The organism is Trichocoleus sp. FACHB-90, from assembly GCF_014695505.1.
In the GTDB taxonomy this organism is placed as follows: Bacteria; Cyanobacteriota; Cyanobacteriia; order Cyanobacteriales; family FACHB-T130; genus Funiculus; species Funiculus sociatus.
On the sequence record NZ_JACJOK010000023.1, the window covers coordinates 75,971 to 93,519 of the forward strand.

Here is a 17,549-nt window from a genome sequence, read left to right on the forward strand (position 1 = left end):
CAGTGCTGGCGACATACTCTCAACCCTATCTCCGTAGAGGTTTTGTTCGGGAGTATGTCACGCTTCCGGTTCAATTCCCATAGCTCTTAATTGTGCGGCTAATCGCTCAGCGCGTTTGCGCTCAGCTTCCGCCCGCTGGCGCTCAGTTTCAGCGCGTTGGCTTTCCTGTTGAGCGCGTTCATCACCAGTCAACAACAAATTACCTTGTGCATCCCACCAACGCAACCAAGGTAATTCTGTATTTTGATACTGTCCTTGCCAAATTCCCAACTCCACTCCAAGCGGTGAAATTGGATAGTGTCCGCGCTCATTTGCAGCTATGAGTTCATAGCGATTTTCTATCATGTGATAGACCTCAACACTGGCTTTATTTACTTCATAAATTCCGTAGAATGCTGGACGAATCACCTGTTCATAAACCCAAAATTTGCCAGTCATGGGTGTGGTGTCGCGTTCTTCTTCTCCATCCCCAGATACAAATTCCAACACAATCAATGGTGCAATATGTTCTTGCCACATGACATAAGAACGCCGAATTTGACCATTGAATGTAGGCGGGACATTTGGCACATAAAACCAGTCTGGTGCTTCTGCGCCTCGTTCTGGTGGTTCAGTAATGCGCCAGTAAATGCCTAAATCCTGTCCAATACAATAGTTTTCATCGGGATGACGTTGCTCTAGGATAGGTAGAATCGCGCCAGTCAGTAAGATGCTTTGGGGATGCTCTTGCCAATTTTTCACAAACGTGCCATCTGACTCTGGTAATTGTGTATGGTCAGGTAAGAGTAAGCCTAACTCTGATTGTGTAGTAACGGAAGTCATAGCAGCATTGTTAACTCTGATATAAGCTCATTGTAGGCAGCTATTAGCAAAGTGAGGCTACTCGCCCTATTCCCTCTGCGGTTCGTTCCCTCTAAACAGCGCCATAATAAGATTAGAATGCTACAAATACTATGAAACTCAAAACGCTAGTTGCTGCGCTATCAGTGCTGTGCTTAACAACACCCGTACAAGCTGCAAATCCGGGACACGTAGATCGTTTACTAAAAACCAAAGAATGTTTAGGTTGCGATCTCAGCGGTGCTGATTTAAGCGGCGCTGACTTGAGAGACGCAAACCTGCAACGGGCAAACTTGACAAAAGCTAACTTGACAAAAGCAAATCTTGCTGGTGCTAATTTGTACGTAGCTAATTTAGATCGCGCCCAACTCAAGCAAGCTAACTTGCAAAATTCCTTTCTGAGATTTACTAACTTGCGCGGTGCCAATTTAGAAGGTGCTGACTTGCAACAGGCAGATATGAGATTTGCTAACTTAGCATACGCCAAGATGATAGATGCAAACTTGGTTGGTGTTAATCTGCAAAATGCTAATTTATACCTGGCCCAGCTAAAGGGAACTATCCTGCAAGGTGTATTGGGAATTAATTACTAAAATTGGGGATTGGGATTGGGAATTAAAGTTAGTTAAAAGTTACTAATTACTGGCTCCTCACTTCCTAACTTTTCACTCTCCCATTAACGATTAGCTTCCCCGATGTTAAGATGTAGATTGTCGAATTGATTCCCGCTCTAAAGAGCGCATTTGTTGATATAGCAGTCCTAAACGAGTTATGAAATATTTTTTCCTGTGTAGCGCTCTCGCCTGAGACTTGCTCTCCTGCCTGTTCTACAGGTTACAAATGCAATAGGACTGCTATAACTTTCGTACTATCTCGGACTAAAGGAGTTTTGAGTGTTAAGTTGGAATTGAAGGCTCTTTTAACTCATAACTCATAACTCTTCCTAACGCGGATATGGTGCTTGCCAACGGCGACGGGAGCCAATATCTAGATGAACCATGTAGGGTACATAAAGGTACGTACCTAAACCGCCCTCCCACCAATCCAACATCTGAGCCAGTTGAGGACCAGTGTAGCCCTCTACCCAGAAATCAACAGCTCCTCCCATGACATACTCTTTCTTCGACGCTCCATTGAGCTTAAAACCGAAGGGTTGATGATGATACCAGCTGGTGATGCGGAAAGGCTTGCCAATTTGGTCTCTAATAACTTGTAGCTGCTCAGCTAGGGCGATAATATTTTGGACGATTTCTTTGTTTTCGGGGAGGTGGCGATCGCCATTAGGAATCGCTTCTGCCCAAGTAATATCGCCCCCTGGAATAATCGGATCGTTTAAACTAATTTTATCCGAGTAGCTTGCTAGATCAAGCATTTCACTGGTTTGTTGTTTGGGTAAGGCGATCGCTTCCGCGTGAATTTCCGGGGTAGGCCCACTTAGCAAGGCTTGGTGAAATTTCTCTAACTCCTCTGGGTGCTTATCATGCAACCATTTTTCTAGCTCATCAATGGCTTGATTTTGATGATCTAAATTTTGATAAAACTTAAAGGCGTTCCTTAACTTGAATTCCATATCGGTCGATCCCTCCAGCGGGCAATTCCCTAATACCAGCCTACCGCGCTACCGTACCAGTATCTTCAGGTAAATGTGAAAATAGCGATCGCATTCCCAACCCACTTGTCGAGACGCATTCCCAACCCACTTGTCGAGAGACGTTGTAGACATGGGCAATCTGCTTTACAGCCCTTTACATTCCACAAAATGGCACAATCACCTCAGCTTAGCGTCTTCAAGGCTTAGCGAAGTAAACTAAAGCAACACTATATCAAGGGGGGCAAAAATGACAGATAAACATCAGCAGATGAAAGTTAATAATGTTTGGCTTGAGGGTTTTAAAACAGTTGGACTAAGCCTAATTTTTGCCTTTGGGTTTCGCACCTTTGTTGCCGAAAGCCGCTATGTTGCTTCCGGATCTATGTTGCCTACCCTGGAAGTTAACGATCGCGTGATGGCGGATAAGGTAAGTTATCACTTTGAAAATCCTCAGCGTGGCGACATTGTGTTGTTTTCACCCACAGAAAAGCTACAACAACAAAATTTCCACGATACATTTATTAAACGTGCGATCGGATTGCCGGGAGAAAAAGTAGAAATTAAAGCCGGAAGAGTTTATATAAATGATAAACTTTTGCGGGAAAACTATATTGGAGATACTAAGGGGGAAGATTGGGGCCCTGTTATTGTACCGGCTAATTCTTATTTAGTATTGGGTGACAACCGCAAAGATAGTTATGATGGTCGCTACTGGGGTTTTGTACCACGCGATCGCATCATCGGTAAAGCATTTGTGCGCTTCTGGCCTTTCGACCGTTTGGGCAAATTGAAGCCAAATTTTACTAATAATTCTACTAGGTGAAATCAGACGCGATCGCTCCAGTAAGGAAACGCTTTATTGCCAGGCAGAAAACCCTGATTACTTTGCTAAAATGCAAGCAATCAGGATAAAAGAGAAGTCTTATATGATACAGTACAATCCGTTGCAGTACCTTCCCACAGAGGAGGATCTGCCCAACTCGGACAATACCCCTGTGGATAACGAATTTCAACTTTTGATTCCTCATCTGCTGCGCGTCATCCTATGTCTATTATGGGCAAACCGCACGGACTGGTTTTTTGGGATCAATATGGGAGTTTATTATGACCCCCAACAGCCAGCAATTGTACCGGATGGTTTCTTAAGTTTAGGAGTACCGCGACACAAGAGTAACCGAGGAAGACTCAGCTATTTAATTTGGCAAGAACAGGTTGTCCCCCAGTTTGTCTTAGAATATGTTTCCCAAACAAAAGGCGGGGAATATGAGGACAAAATGGCCAAATATGCCAGCATCGGGGCGCTGTATTACGTTATCTACAACCCTGATTACTGGCGGCGGGACAAGCACGATCCTTTTGAAGTTTATCAGTTAGAAAATGGGGTTTATATCCGACAGTTTGGCAACCCAGTATGGATACCAGAAATTGATTTAGGCATTGGGTACGAGTCGGGGACGCATCATGGTTGGACTCGTGATTGGCTCTACTGGTATGACCAGGACGGAAACCGCTTCCCTGCTCCTGAGAATGTCATTGAACAGGAACGCCAACGCGCTGAAACTGAACGCCAACGCGCTGAAACTGAACGCCAACGTGCTGAAACTGAACGTCAACGTGCTGAAACTGAACGCGAACGTGCTGAGGGCGTTCAACAGCAGCTTGCAGACTTAATGGCTAAGTTACAAGAACGGGGAATTAATCCCGATGACCTTTAGATAGCGCGATCGCGTTGCTACTCCGTAACGAATGCGATCGCTTTTTAGTAATTGGTGCCAGTTAAGTATTAACTCGTTATGTTATTCGTCTGAATTACAATTAACTTCAATTAGAGTGTTATGCGCTCACTTGACATTCAGCATAACTTAATGTATTCCAAACATCACTAATTTGAATTATTTCTGAACAAAAGTTAAGGGCGAACCAACTAAGCCTGGGTAGGCTGGCTTTTAAGACTGAAAGGGAGGTTTTTGTAAGCGTTTGCCCGAAGATAATAGGAATGCAGACTATAAAAAATCCATCCCACTCTATTTTAAAAGTAATTTTGCTAATTCACAAAATCCTTCGCCTTCAGCAAACGTGGTAATGTAAGCGGGTTGATGAGTTAACTGATTCGCATACTCTAAAACATTTGCCACACCAACAGAAACGGGAAAATATTGAGGATTAAATAAACTTTCATCGTTGGGACTGTCGCCAACTGTGACAACTTGTTCTGGTGTGTATTGAGGAAAGTGATCGGTTAATACTTTCAGCAACCCAATTGCTTTATCTTGTTGCTTTGGTTTGATGTGACACTGTATGGAACTATAGGTGAAACTCCAGCCCAATTCTTGACAGAATGTGTTTATAGTTTGCAGATCATCGGGTGTCAGTTCGCGATTATCAAATGTCCAATCCGTGATGCGAAAACGATTGTCACCAGATTCTTGAATATGAGGAAATTTAGATTTGAGTTGGTCAAAAATATGATAAAGCTGTTGTCTGTGGGCGACAATATCGGGAATGGGGGTTAAAGTTACTGGGGTTTCGGTGCCAGATGCGTAGAATAAACCGCCGTTTTCTGCTAATGCACCCGCAATTGGCAATATCGCGCTTAAACCACTCATCCAGCCAGCGGAACGCCCGGTGACAATCAGCACGGGAATGCTGGCATCTGCTAAATTTTCTAAAGCTTGGAGTAAACTTGCGGTAAACTTGCCTTGGCTCGTCAAGGTGCCATCCATGTCGGTTGCAACTAGACGAACATTTTTCAAGTAATTCTTCATATTAGCTTGATGAAGCGGTAGGAAAGTCATCATAAAGTGGTTTTAGTGGGAAAAAAAAATGGCTATGCCAACACTGACACCAAACCAGCGCAATTACTACTATCTTTTAGAAGCGGAACGCACGGGCATCCACAAGCCGATTTTGGCGGCGCTTTATCAAGTACACTCTTCACCGTCGCTATCGGACACAGAAAAGGGGCTGGGGATCTCCCCGGCTAACCGGATTCCTTTGGAAGAGGTGGATTCTTTTCCCAAACAGGTGCAATATGCGGCTAATACTATTGGAAGTCTGTGCAACAGTTTAGTTGCTCAGGGGTGGAAAGGTGCCGAAATGTGGGATTTGGAAAAAGGTCGTTATAGCGATCGCTTCCTTCAATCTGTCGCTGCTGGTTATGTACCATCTGCCAGCGAACCCACGGCGGCGCTTTTGGAAGCAAGTAACGCTGATGCGCTACTGCAAGCTTACCTGAAAGACATGGCTATAGATTTTTCGGTGGCAGGCTTGCCGGAAAATCTTGCTTATCTGGATCAGGCGTTACTAAGTTTGGTGGAACGTGTTGCTGATTATTATATAGGCTTGCCTCAACAACGGGATGCGGCGCTGGAAGCGTTGCGGATATGGCATCACTTGGATACCAGGGAAGATGCGATCGCAAAGCTTTCCGTAGCATCTTTGCAGAAGATCCCCCCAACCCCCGTTGAAAATGGGGACTTTTCTCCCCCCTTGGAAAGGGGGGTTAGGGGGGATCAAGCCTTAGCTGAAGACAACTTCGATGAATCGGCGCTAGATATTCCCCTGAAGCAATTTATCCAGCAAGTTGCCCAAAATTACTCTGGTTATCCGTATCAACGGGAAGCACTGCTGCGCCTAACTCAGCTGTGGCGACAACTCCAGTCGCGGGAAGATGCGATCGCATCTTTGAACAACACGTCCGCCGAAACTGGAATCAAAATAATTGATCCCGCACTGATTGCCTTTGTGCAGTTTATCCCCCAGTATTATCAAGGAACGGGAACCCAACGCCATGCCCTCACCGAGTTATTGCGACTCTGGCGGAAATTAGACTCGCGTGCGGCGGCGCTGGCGGCTTTGGGCATCGATCCCCAAATGTTGAGTAGCAGTACCGCAGATCGCACTACCTTGTCTCATCTTGCCGTCCAGTTGGACAATGAATTACTAGAGTTTGTCCGCCGTTTGCCTATTGAATATAAAGAACTCGATTACCAACGGGAAGCTTTAATTCGTCTGGTTCAACTTTGGCGCAATGTGACTAGAGATCAAGCCATCCGTTCCCTGTTCGACGATCTCAAACGCATAGATAAGGCGCGGAAAGATTCCCCGGATTCTCCACCCAAGCCAATGCCAGTTATCTTTAAAGAGCGTCCCGAACACTGGACGCTAGAAAATATTCAACTGTCGGCTGCGATTGTGCCGGATGGCAACTTTACCTGGGCAGAAGCTACCTCTGGAGGTATCTGGATGCCACCCAATCAAGAGACTTTAGATGCGATCGTCCGGATTGCTAAAATGGCACAGAAAGCACGCGATCGCATTGGACGGCCAATCTTAGTCGCCAGCTGGTATCGACCACCAGCCATTAATCGAGCGCTTGGTGGCGCATTATACAGCCGTCATATTGTTGGGGATGCAATAGACTTCACCTGCGAGGGGCTTTCTGGCGCTCAACTTTATTGGTTCCTCGACCCCTGGTGGTCTGGTGGCTTGGGCCGCTACACCCGATTTCCAAACCTATGCCATATTGATGCGCGATGTCACCGCACACGGTGGCAAAACTAAATCAATAAAAATGGAAAATTAAATTATTTTTCATTTTTAACTTTTACTTTGGGCATCCTGATAATAGACATCAATTTCTAGCCGTAGCCTATATGTCCACTCCCATCATTTTTGTAGACTCTCTTTTAGCTCAAACCCCTGCTAAGAAGACTCAGCTCCCAGCCAAAAAAACTCAAACCGCACAACAAGCAGCCGCAGCTGCTAACCCTCAACCACCGTCAATCTGGATGTTCACCACCGGAGGACTGGCTTTACTGCTGGTTGCTGGGGGAGTATTTGTCAAGATCAAATCTAATGAGATAGCAAAGAGAACCAAGTTACAAGATTTTAAAATCAAAGACCTCCAGAAAAAGTTAAAGTTGGCGCTTGATTCTATTCATAGAATGGAAAGCAATCCTGACTTGGTTAACTCGCGGGAGTTCAACTTAGACTACCTGAGAATGCGAATGGATGAGGAGGTGTTTCACTTTGCGGTCGTCAATCAAATTAAAGTTAGAGTTAAAGAACTAATCACCTTAGCTCTCCGTCCGACTCAAGCATCGCAAGCAGCGGTTGGAATTGCTAGTACGCAAGCTCGTCAAGTGGATGAAATCTTTGATGTTTCTTATGAGACGGGAGACGGTACGAAGCGCTCTAAACGGGTGCTTTTCCGCATCCAAATTAAGTTAATGAAATTACCGACTCAGGCTACTTCTGCTACGATTAGCCAAATTATTGACTGTATCGAAACATTCCTCTCTCCAGCAGACGATCACGATACTTGGCAACCAACAATTCAAGGGCGCATTGTAAAACTAAATTGGGATCAGAAGGCAAAGCCAACACCTCTGTTGGTGCTAGAGCAATTAAGCGATGGGGTGAATGTGAGTTTTCGCACGAAGCGCGCTGCTGGTACTTAATTTTCCTCGTTAAGAGGCTCAGCCTGAGAATGCTATTACTGAGGTGCCTCATGTGTCGGGGAAACAGAAGAGCGATCGCTCTAGTTATTAATAGTAGGGAATAGTTAAGTGATGCAACCCAACAAAATCCTGATAAAGTTGGGTAACGCGCACCTCAACCATTTCCTACAATTAACCAAACATTTTATGATAGACGGGGTACTACAATTATTTTTAACTGAACCGTATTGTGCTATATATGCAATAGTTTCTAATCCAAAATTGGATTAGCTCAGCTTAGTTATCGAGCGCTCCGCTCAAGACTTTAGTCTGGCGTTACATAAACAAAGCCTGTATAATCAAGCCTGCCAACGCTACGGCTTCGTTTGCGGAGCATCAACCGCAAAGGAGTGTGGGCATACTATTGGATGAACCCTTATGTCAGCGTTTCCCAAACTGGTTTCTGAACATCTTTGTTTTGGCGGTAAAGTTGGTTTTTACAGCCATGTTTCTGATACTTGTAACAGCGAAATGCGATTTTCTGTCTATCAGCCGCCGCAAGCAAAATCAGCACCAGTACCAGTTCTTTATTTCCTCTCAGGTTTGACTTGCACTGAAGAAAACTTTATGGGTAAGTCTGGCGCACAACAATTTGCTGCTAAGTACGGGATAATGCTCGTTGTACCAGATACCAGCCCTCGCAATACGGGAATTGAAGGTGAAGATAAAGATTGGGATTTTGGTACAGGTGCGGGATTTTACGTTGATGCTACTCAGGAAAAGTGGCGATCGCATTATCAAATGTACAGCTATGTTGTTCGCGAATTACCCGCTCTAATTGCCGATAATTTCCCGGTACAACCTGAAAATATGGGGATTTTCGGGCATTCGATGGGCGGACACGGAGCTTTAGTATGTGCTTTAAGAAACCCTGATATTTATAAATCGGTTTCAGCTTTTGCACCCATTGCCGCACCGATGCGCTGTCCTTGGGGTCAGAAAGCTTTCAGTAACTACCTTGGCGCAGATAAGGAAAGCTGGCGCGACTACGATGCAAGCGAATTGGTACTGAGTGCCAAATTTAACCGCAGCATTCTCATCGACCAAGGCACAGCAGATCAGTTTCTCGCCGAACAACTGCTTCCAGAGGCGTTTGAAAAAGCGTGTGCAGAAGCGGGACAACCGCTAACTTTGCGCTACCAAGAAGGCTACAACCACAGTTACTACTTTATCGCTACTTTCATTGAAGACCACATCCGCCACCATGCGATCGCGCTGTGTAGCTAAATTTTTCCTTCCCAGGCTGCGGACTGGGAAGGAGGAAAAGTGGTTTTGAGGAAGCATTTTCATGTTTGCACGGAAAATTCTTCAGAATCGATTCCCCAATTCACCCAGCGAATTGCTTTTCTAGCTCAATTAACATCAGACGGCACACGCAAGGCGTGAATGAATCCAGTGTTAGGGCGAGTCATTTTTAACAGGTAAACTGGCTCGGCATCGACATTATTATCTATTTTTAATAAGGTGTATTCTTGCCAAGTATCTAACGCAGTCGCTTGTAATTCTTGGCAGATTCGGTCGTAGCCAATCCCTTGAATTAATACTCGCTTCAGTTCCGCTTGAACCGCTTCTTTAGCTTTTTAGCGATTAATTAGTCCTTTGGAGAAAACAATTGCTCTCCATTTTTCACGGATTACCGGAATCAGTGCTTCTTGTTTAGGAGTAAGATTTTTAAGCTTAGTTTTTGCCATATAACTCCACATTTATCTATAAGGGCAGAACATTGCTTTTTTCTACTCTATGATGGATAAGAACTCTAACATTTGTTACGTGTACCACTTTTATGGGCTTTCCTAAAAAGGTAGCAGTCAACACCACATCTGTGCTGGAGCAGCCTGAAGTTGGCAAATTAATTGATGAACTAAGGCAGACCAACCTGGCTCAGGCGCAGCTTGCAGAGACACTGGGTGTTGCTTACGCGGTTATCAATCGGTGGGGAAACGGGCATATTCAGTTTTCACCTCTGGCAATAAAACAGCTTCGCGTACTAGCACTAATTGATCAACTGAGCCAGTCTTCTTCAGAAACGCTTCGAGCCGGAATCCAACGGCTGCTAACGCAGCACTTCTCACACGAAGGATAGGCGTGTCATGGGTGAAGTCAGCACATTATCTGAGAATTTGTTTGTGGGTGGTGGCGAGATGGGTGCGTTGATGCGATCGCACAACTGGTCGCAAACGCCGCTGGGGGCGATCGAAACCTGGCCTCAAAGCTTACGCACCATTGTGCCTTTAGTGTTGAACTCCCGCTTCCCAATGGTCATTTGGTGGGGCAAAGAATTAGTGTTGCTCTACAACGATGCTTGGCAACCCATCCTGGGGACTAAACACCCAAAGGCACTAGGACGACCCGGACAAGAGGTTTGGTCAGAAATTTGGGACATTATTGGCGTGCAGCTTAATAGCGTACTGGAAACAGCACAGGCAACTTGGTCTAACGATATGCTGCTGCTAGTCGATCGCTACGGGTACACCGAGGAAACCTTTTTCACCTACTCCTACAGCCCAATTTTTCTAGAAACAGGCGAGGTGGGAGGGGCGTTTACGGCTGTGACTGAAACAACCCGACGGGTGATTGGTGAGCGGCGGCTCAGAACGTTACGAGAACTCGCCGCTAGTACCCCAGAAGCCAAGTCGGTTGAGGAGACCTATCGCGTTGTTAGCGCCACTCTTGCGAACAATCCTTACGACATTCCCTTTGCCTTGCTGTACCTGGTCGAACAGGATGAGAAGGCTCGACTGGTGGGAACGGTCAGGATAGACGCTGGGACACCCGCCAGCCCTGAGCAGGTTGACTTGACTCAAGCAACTGATTGCTGGAAGTTCGCCCAGGTTAAGAAGACTGGGGATGCTGAGATTGTTGATGTAATGTCCCGGTTTGGGATGCTCTCTGGCGGAGCCTGGGATGAACCCTCGAAGGAGGCGATCGTCTTGCCAATCGCTCAGGCGGGTCAAAAGCATCAGTTAACAGGGTTTCTGGTTATTGGAGTTAGCCCTCGACGTGCTTTTGATGATGAATACCGGGGCTTTGTTGACCTGGTTGCCAGCAATATTGCCACCGCGATCGCGAATGCCCAAGCCTATGAAGCAGAACGCAAACGCGCGGAAGCACTGGCAGAACTCGATCGCGCTAAAACTACTTTCTTCAGCAATGTGTCGCACGAATTCCGCACGCCGCTGACCTTAATGCTGGCTCCCTTAGAAGACACGATCGCGAATTTGAAGGGAACCATTCCACCTCAAGAACACGAACAATTACTACTGGTGCAGCGCAATGGAATGCGACTGCTCAAACTCGTTAATAGCTTGCTCGATTTCTCACGCATCGAAGCAGGTCGAGTCCAAGCAGCTTATGAACCTCTAGATTTGGCAACTTATACGGCGGAACTTGCCAGCACGTTTCGCTCGCTAATTGAACGGGCGGAAATGTCGCTGATTGTTGATTGTCTACCCTTGCCCGAAGCGATTTATGTCGATCGCGAAATGTGGGAAAAAATCGTTCTCAATCTTTTATCAAATGCCTTTAAGTTTACGTTATCTGGCTCAATTACTGTTCGATTGCAGTGGGTAGATTCTCAAGTTAAATTATCGGTTGCGGATACAGGAGTCGGTATTCCGCCTGAAGAATTACCACAATTATTTGAGCGATTTCATCGGGTCGAAAATTCTCAAGGACGGAGTTTTGAAGGCTCTGGTATCGGGCTATCACTGGTGCAAGAACTCGTCAAACTACATGGGGGAGGGATCGCGGTTTCCAGCACCTTCGGGCAGGGAAGTTGCTTTACGGTGACGATTCCCACCGGAACAGCTCATCTGGAGCCGGAGCAAATTGGTGCCAGTTGCACGTTAGCATCAACGGCGTTAGGGGCAATACCCTATGTTGAAGAAGCTCAACGGTGGTTGCCAGAAGGCGATTTTAGATTGCCGATTTTGGATTTTGAATTAGACAATAATTCTACTAACTTAAATCTGGCACCAGCCAATCAGGTCGCTCAATCAAAAATCTTATTGGCAGATGATAACGCTGATATGCGCGATTATATTCGACGGCTCCTGAGCCGTTCTTATATTGTTCAAACCGTCGCCGATGGCGTTGCTGCTTTGAGTGCCATTGAGAACAATCCACCCGATTTGGTGTTAAGCGATGTGATGATGCCGGGGATGGATGGGTTTGAGTTGTTGCGAAGTCTTCGTTCTAATCCCGCAACCCAAGACATTCCCATCATTCTCTTATCAGCCCGCGCCGGCGAAGAAGCCCGCATTGAAGGACTCGAAGCCGGAGCCGACGACTATCTGATTAAACCGTTCTCGGCGCGTGAACTGCTGGTAAAGGTAGAAGCAAGTATGAAACTGGCACGGCTGCGACAGGAAGCAACAGTGCGAGAGCGAACCATTCTGGGGCGCGTAACCGATGCGTTTATGGCAATGGATCTCGACTTTCGCATTACCTACGCCAACCCAGCCGCACAACGAGTGTCGCGAACTCCCTTAGAAGCAATTCTGGGCAAAACGATGTGGGAAGCCTTCCCAGGCACGATCGGCAATCAGTTTGAATTCCAGTATCGCCGATCGCTCAGCGAGCAGGTCGCGGTGGAATTTGAGGAATATTATGGGCCGTTTGATTTGTGGGTTGAGGTTCACGTTTATCCTTCACCAACTGGGCTGTCTCTTTTCTTCCGGGATATCAACGAGCGCAAAAAAGTTGAGCAGGAACGGGAACGGTTTCTTGCCGTCGGTTCAGATTTGCAAGTGATTACGGGCATAAACGGCTATTTCCACTGGCTCAGCCCAACCTTTGAACGAACCCTCGGCTGGACATCGGACGAAATGACATCCCGCCCCTGGACTGAGTTTGTCCACCCGGACGACCTCAGCGCCTCCATTGCAGAAACCGACAGTCTGTTCTCCGGCCACGAAACCTTTACGTTTGAAAACCGTTATCGACACAAAGACGGCTCCTATCGCTGGTTGCTCTGGAATGCCCAGCCATACCCAGAAGAACAAGTGATTTACGGCGTTGCCGTTGACATCACCGATCGTAAGCAGGCTGAGGCGACACTGGGCGAGAGTGAGGCGCGGCTGCGATTTATGTTAGATGCCTCCCAAATTGGCGATTGGGATCTCGATCTCACGACGCAGCCTTACACTGCTCATCGATCGCTCAGACACGATCAAATCTTTGGCTATGAGTCGCTGCTGCCGGAATGGGGCTACGACATTTTCTTAACCCACGTTCATCCCGACGATCGCGCCTCTGTGAATGAGAAGTTTCAACAAACCCTCTCAGTCAATACCAACTGGAACTTTGAATGTCGAATCATCCACGCCGATCAAAGCGTGCATTGGATTTGGGTACGCAGCAGTGTTTATTGTGACTCCAGTGGTACGCCGACTCGGTTGTTAGGAATAGTGGTGGATATCACCGATCGCAAACGGGCGGAACAAGCCTTGAGTGAAAGCGAGGAGCAGAGCCGGAATATTATAGAGAGCATTGGTGAAGCATTCTTTGCCGCGGATGAGAACTGGCGACTCACCTATATCAATCAATTTGCCCAAACATTGCTCGATCGCACTCCGGGTGATTTGATTGGCAAGAATTTATGGGAAGAATACCCAGGACTGATTGGTAGCGAGTTTGAGCTGGTCTATTGGAGCGCCATGCGCGGCGTGGCTGCCTCACTGACGGCGTTTTATCCCGACCACGATCGTTGGTACGAAGCCCGCACCTACCCTGCCGCACAGGGAATCACCGTTTATTTCAGGAATGTCACCGATCAAATTCAAGCGGAAGCAGCCCTGCGCCAATCGGAGGAACGCTATCGAACGCTGTTTGAGTCGATCGATGAAGGCTTTTGCATCATTGAGATGCTGTTTGATGCCAATGACACGCCGATCGACTACCGCTTCTTAGAAATCAATCCTGCCTTCGAGCAGCAAACAGGACTTCAACAAGCCGTTGGTAAAACGGTGCGTCAGTTAATTCCAGATATTGAAGACCACTGGATTAAGATTTACGGACAAGTTGCCCTGACGGGTGAATCCGTTCGTTTTGAGAATGGCTCCGAAGCGATGAACCGTTGGTTTGACGTTTATGCTTGTCGCACCGGGCAGCCAGAAGCCCGAAAAGTTGCGCTCGTGTTCAAAGATATTAGCGATCGCAAGCGGATCGAAGCTGAACGCGAACAAATCCTACAACGCGAACAAACTGCACGAGAAGCCGCCGAACGTGCCAACCGCATTAAAGACGAGTTTCTGGCAGTGCTGTCTCATGAGTTGCGATCGCCGCTCAATCCGATTCTCGGCTGGTCGAACTTGTTACAGCGAGGGAATCTGGACGCTACAAAAACGGCTACCGCCCTTGCCACGATCGAACGCAACGCCCGACTCCAGTCACAACTGATTGATGACCTGCTCGACATCTCCCGCATTCTGAGCGGCAAACTGAGTTTGAAGGCGATGTCCGTTGACTTGAATATGGTGATCTCGGCCGCTTTAGAAACCGTTCGACTAGCCGCCGAAGCCAAGTCACTGCAAATTAAAACCACCTTTTCACCTTCCCAGGGAATGGTAATTGGCGATTCCGGGCGTTTGCAGCAAGTAATCTGGAATCTTTTATCCAATGCCGTGAAATTCACCCCTCAAGGCGGGCAAATTACTGTTAGGTTAACCCAAACTAGAACTCATGCCCAGATTCAAGTCACCGATACTGGAAAAGGCATCAATCCTGACTTTCTGCCTTATGTGTTTGAGCATTTTCGGCAAGAGGATGGAGCCACAACTCGTAAATTTGGGGGTTTGGGATTGGGGCTGGCGATCGCGCGGCAAGTTGTTGAGATGCACGGTGGTACGGTTACAGTAGACAGTCCAGGTATTGGGCTAGGTGCGACATTCACAGTTCAAATTCCCTTAGCACCTCGGTTAATTGAATCACCAACCTTAGATCCATCACCCGTTAGAGATAGTGATTTGAGCGGTATTCACATCTTAGTCGTCGATGACGAAACGGACTCAAGAGAGTTTGTGGCTTTTGTTTTAGAACAAGCTGGTGCGATCGTTACCAGCGTTGCCTCTGGAATTAACGCACTACAAGCTTTCTCCCAATCCGTTCCTAACATCATCATCAGCGATATTGGAATGCCAGTGATGGATGGCTATATGCTGATGCGTCAAATTCGCGCACTTCCGGAGGGGAAACAAATTCCTGCGATCGCCCTGACTGCCTATGCCGGAGAAGTCGATCGACAGCAAGCGGAGGCAGCAGGCTTTCAACGTCACGTTGCAAAACCCATTGATCCAGAGGTCGTGGTGGCGATGGTCGTCGAATTAGTATCATTACCATAAATCAGGCAAAACCCTCGCCACCTTACAGTCAAATCTTGCCCGTTTGACTGCTGTGTGAAGAAGCTCCAATCAAAACTTTTGATATCCTTCAGGCGATCGCATCCTCTATTTCTTGAAAATTAGATCATGCGATCGCGTGCTGTTTCGACTAGCGACTGGAAGATGCGTTGCTGATGCGGATCGTGGGGTGCCATTTCTGGATGCCATTGGAGAGCGATCGCCCAAGGATGCGTTTCATGCTCTAATGCTTCAATAACACCATCACCAGCTTTTGCCGTGACGCGCCATCCCGCCGGAACTGTCCGCACAGCTTGATGATGCCAAGATACTATATGCGCCTCTGTGATGCCAATCGTAGATGCGAGGCGACTTTGGGGGCAAATTTTTACAGTATGCTCAGAATGGCGAGACTGATGAGAACGGTGCGCGATCGCTTCCCCAAATTCATCTGGCAAATGTGGCACCAAATTGCCGCCAGTTGCTACCACCAGCACTTCTAAACCGCGACAAATACCCAAAACTGGAATGTCTGTAGCCAGCACCAACTTTGCTAAAGCTAACTCAAAGCGATCGCGTTGCTGATCTACGTTATAAACTGTCGGATGCGATGAACCATTGTAAAGGGTCGGCTCAATATCACCCCCGCCAGATAAAATTAAACCATCCACTCGATCTAAAATGGCACCTGGATCGGGTTCTCCCGGCGGTAATAAGATGGGTAAGCCACCTGCTAGTCTCACTGCGTCTACATATTCGCCCCGCACGCAGAACAGACTCGTTCCCAACTGTCCGGCGGTCGTGATTCCAATAAGTGGCGGTTTAGATTTCATTTTCAAATTTTAGCAGTTGATATATTGTTCTAATTCTCAGGCTGTTACCGAAAAATTGGGTCTAAAATCCGGGAGCAACCCAGTTTTTATTCTGCCAAAAAAGGTAAATAAAGCATGAGAAGGTATAAAGAATAATCCACGTACTCGTGATTGGAAAGGGAACTGTGATGACAGAAGAAGAAAACCAACTGTTACTCGAACACGCTCGTGCAATAGCGAAAATACTCTATAAAAACGCTCCAGTGGAGGAACTGACAAGCTTAGGCAAGATTGAAGAAGTAGTACGCTCTCAAATGCAGGAACATGTCATGCCAACAGTAGGGGTTTTTTTATCAAAAATGTCACAGGAGAAAGTACAGGACACAAACGAGAAATAAAAAGTATCATTGGAAAACTAACAGTGACAAGTTCTCAAGCACAAAAGCTAGAACTCAAACCACATAGCCAATTAAGCCCATATTTAGAAGCATGCTGCTTAAGGACGAGTGCTTCAGTATCATACGAACGTGCAGCCGAAGACGTTAGATATGCGACCGGGATAGAAGTACCTAGAAGTGTGCAGCAACGACTTGTGCACCGTCAAGATTTTGAATTCCCCAAAGTAGAAACAACAGTAAAAGAATTGAGTGTTGATGGGGGAAATATACGCACCCGCACACAACAGGGTTTTCCCTGTGACTGGAAAGGTTACAAAGCAGTACGGTTACACAATGTACCAGCGATAGCCGCTTCATTTCAAGAGAATAATCTTGTAATTGATTGGGTGAACAAGCAACCCTTAGCTCCTATCCTCACATGTATTGGGGATGGACATGACGGAATTTGGAATATTGTCCGTAAGTTCAAACCCGAACAAGAGCGACGTGAAATACTTGATTGGTTCCATCTGATGGAAAACCTTTATAAAGTTGGCGGTTCGATGCAAAGAATAAACACCGTTAAAGCACTTTTGTGGACAGGTAAAGTGGATGATGCAATTGCCGCCTTTGCTAATTGCACGCTTAAACAAGCTCTTAATTTTCGTGTTTACCTTGAGAAACATCGACACCGTATTGTCAATTACCAGTATTACCAAGCCGAGCAAATTTGCTCGATTGGCTCTGGTGCCATTGAGTCTACTGTTAAACAAATTGACCGTCGAACTAAAATTTCTGGCGCACAGTGGAAAATTGAGAATGTTCCTCAAGTCATTGCTCACCGTTGTGCCTATCTTAATGGATTAATCTTTGCTCGCTAAATAAAAAGTGGGATGCTCCCTAAAATCCCGCCCTTTTATGGCGGCTTTCTCTTCGTCTTTAATCTCTTAATTAACTCTCTCAAAACATCTAATTTAGCTCTTCCAATCGCCTCGCAATATGACTCTAGATTTGTGAACTCTTCGTCCGTCAATCTTAAAAAAAAACGCTCTTTTTCATGGCATTTATATATCTGGAAGATATACAATAAT

The 17,549-nt window shown here is 46.5% G+C and carries 13 protein-coding genes and 1 pseudogene; 9 read left to right on the forward strand and 5 right to left on the reverse strand.

What is annotated here, in order from left to right; genetic code table 11:
- Positions 1-57 precede the first annotated feature (57 nt).
- Positions 58-822, reverse strand: coding sequence for a Uma2 family endonuclease (locus H6F74_RS07295; protein WP_190438371.1), 765 nt, complete (start codon positions 820-822; stop codon positions 58-60).
- A 131-nt stretch (positions 823-953) separates the two neighbouring features.
- Here H6F74_RS07295 and H6F74_RS07300 point away from each other — a divergent pair, with 131 nt between their 5' ends.
- Positions 954-1,433 (forward strand): pentapeptide repeat-containing protein, encoded by a 480-nt coding sequence (locus tag H6F74_RS07300; protein WP_190438372.1) that lies wholly within the window; start codon positions 954-956, stop codon positions 1,431-1,433.
- A 350-nt stretch (positions 1,434-1,783) separates the two neighbouring features.
- Here the strand turns inward: H6F74_RS07300 and H6F74_RS07305 are convergent, their stop codons facing one another.
- On the reverse strand, positions 1,784-2,410 hold the full coding sequence (locus tag H6F74_RS07305; protein ID WP_190438373.1) for a D-Ala-D-Ala carboxypeptidase family metallohydrolase: 627 nt from the start codon (positions 2,408-2,410) through the stop codon (positions 1,784-1,786).
- A 268-nt stretch (positions 2,411-2,678) separates the two neighbouring features.
- On the opposite strand from H6F74_RS07305, the gene lepB reads away from it, so the two are divergent.
- Together lepB and H6F74_RS07315 are read left to right on the forward strand one after the other, a co-directional pair.
- Positions 2,679-3,254 (forward strand): signal peptidase I, encoded by a 576-nt coding sequence (gene lepB / locus H6F74_RS07310; RefSeq protein ID WP_190438374.1) that lies wholly within the window; start codon positions 2,679-2,681, stop codon positions 3,252-3,254.
- Positions 3,255-3,357: 103 nt separating this feature from the next.
- Complete coding sequence (locus tag H6F74_RS07315) at positions 3,358-4,146, forward strand: Uma2 family endonuclease (RefSeq protein WP_190438376.1); 789 nt, start codon at positions 3,358-3,360, stop codon at positions 4,144-4,146.
- A 309-nt stretch (positions 4,147-4,455) separates the two neighbouring features.
- Here the strand turns inward: H6F74_RS07315 and H6F74_RS07320 are convergent, their stop codons facing one another.
- Positions 4,456-5,229: an HAD-IIB family hydrolase gene (locus H6F74_RS07320; RefSeq protein WP_190438381.1), complete on the reverse strand. Its 774-nt coding sequence runs from the start codon at positions 5,227-5,229 to the stop codon at positions 4,456-4,458.
- A 25-nt stretch (positions 5,230-5,254) separates the two neighbouring features.
- Here H6F74_RS07320 and H6F74_RS07325 point away from each other — a divergent pair, with 25 nt between their 5' ends.
- From H6F74_RS07325 to fghA, 3 genes are all read left to right on the forward strand, one after another.
- Complete coding sequence (locus H6F74_RS07325; RefSeq protein WP_242021887.1) at positions 5,255-6,994, forward strand: D-Ala-D-Ala carboxypeptidase family metallohydrolase; 1,740 nt, start codon at positions 5,255-5,257, stop codon at positions 6,992-6,994.
- 92 nt (positions 6,995-7,086) lie between these two features.
- Positions 7,087-7,893, forward strand: coding sequence for a hypothetical protein (locus tag H6F74_RS07330; RefSeq protein ID WP_190438384.1), 807 nt, complete (start codon positions 7,087-7,089; stop codon positions 7,891-7,893).
- 417 nt (positions 7,894-8,310) lie between these two features.
- Positions 8,311-9,159 (forward strand): S-formylglutathione hydrolase, encoded by an 849-nt coding sequence (gene fghA, locus H6F74_RS07335; protein WP_190438387.1) that lies wholly within the window; start codon positions 8,311-8,313, stop codon positions 9,157-9,159.
- Positions 9,160-9,218: 59 nt separating this feature from the next.
- On the opposite strand, the pseudogene H6F74_RS30895 reads toward fghA, so the two are convergent.
- Positions 9,219-9,491, reverse strand: a pseudogene (locus H6F74_RS30895) (DUF6745 domain-containing protein); the annotation flags it as partial.
- 224 nt (positions 9,492-9,715) lie between these two features.
- On the opposite strand from H6F74_RS30895, the gene H6F74_RS07340 reads away from it, so the two are divergent.
- Positions 9,716-10,015 carry a helix-turn-helix transcriptional regulator gene (locus tag H6F74_RS07340; RefSeq protein ID WP_190438389.1) on the forward strand — a complete coding sequence of 100 codons (300 nt, stop codon included), beginning with the start codon at positions 9,716-9,718 and terminating at the stop codon, positions 10,013-10,015.
- 7 nt (positions 10,016-10,022) lie between these two features.
- Complete coding sequence (locus tag H6F74_RS07345; protein WP_190438392.1) at positions 10,023-15,272, forward strand: ATP-binding protein; 5,250 nt, start codon at positions 10,023-10,025, stop codon at positions 15,270-15,272.
- 119 nt (positions 15,273-15,391) lie between these two features.
- Here the strand turns inward: H6F74_RS07345 and H6F74_RS07350 are convergent, their stop codons facing one another.
- Positions 15,392-16,102 (reverse strand): gamma-glutamyl-gamma-aminobutyrate hydrolase family protein, encoded by a 711-nt coding sequence (locus H6F74_RS07350; RefSeq protein WP_190438395.1) that lies wholly within the window; start codon positions 16,100-16,102, stop codon positions 15,392-15,394.
- Positions 16,103-16,269: 167 nt separating this feature from the next.
- On the opposite strand from H6F74_RS07350, the gene H6F74_RS07355 reads away from it, so the two are divergent.
- Positions 16,270-17,339, forward strand: a protein-coding gene (locus H6F74_RS07355; RefSeq protein WP_190438397.1) for an ISKra4 family transposase whose coding sequence is annotated in 2 segments (ribosomal slippage) — positions 16,270-16,426 and positions 16,426-17,339 — 1,071 coding nt in all. Because the reading frame shifts where the segments join, the coding sequence is not laid out codon by codon here.
- Positions 17,340-17,549 lie beyond the last annotated feature (210 nt).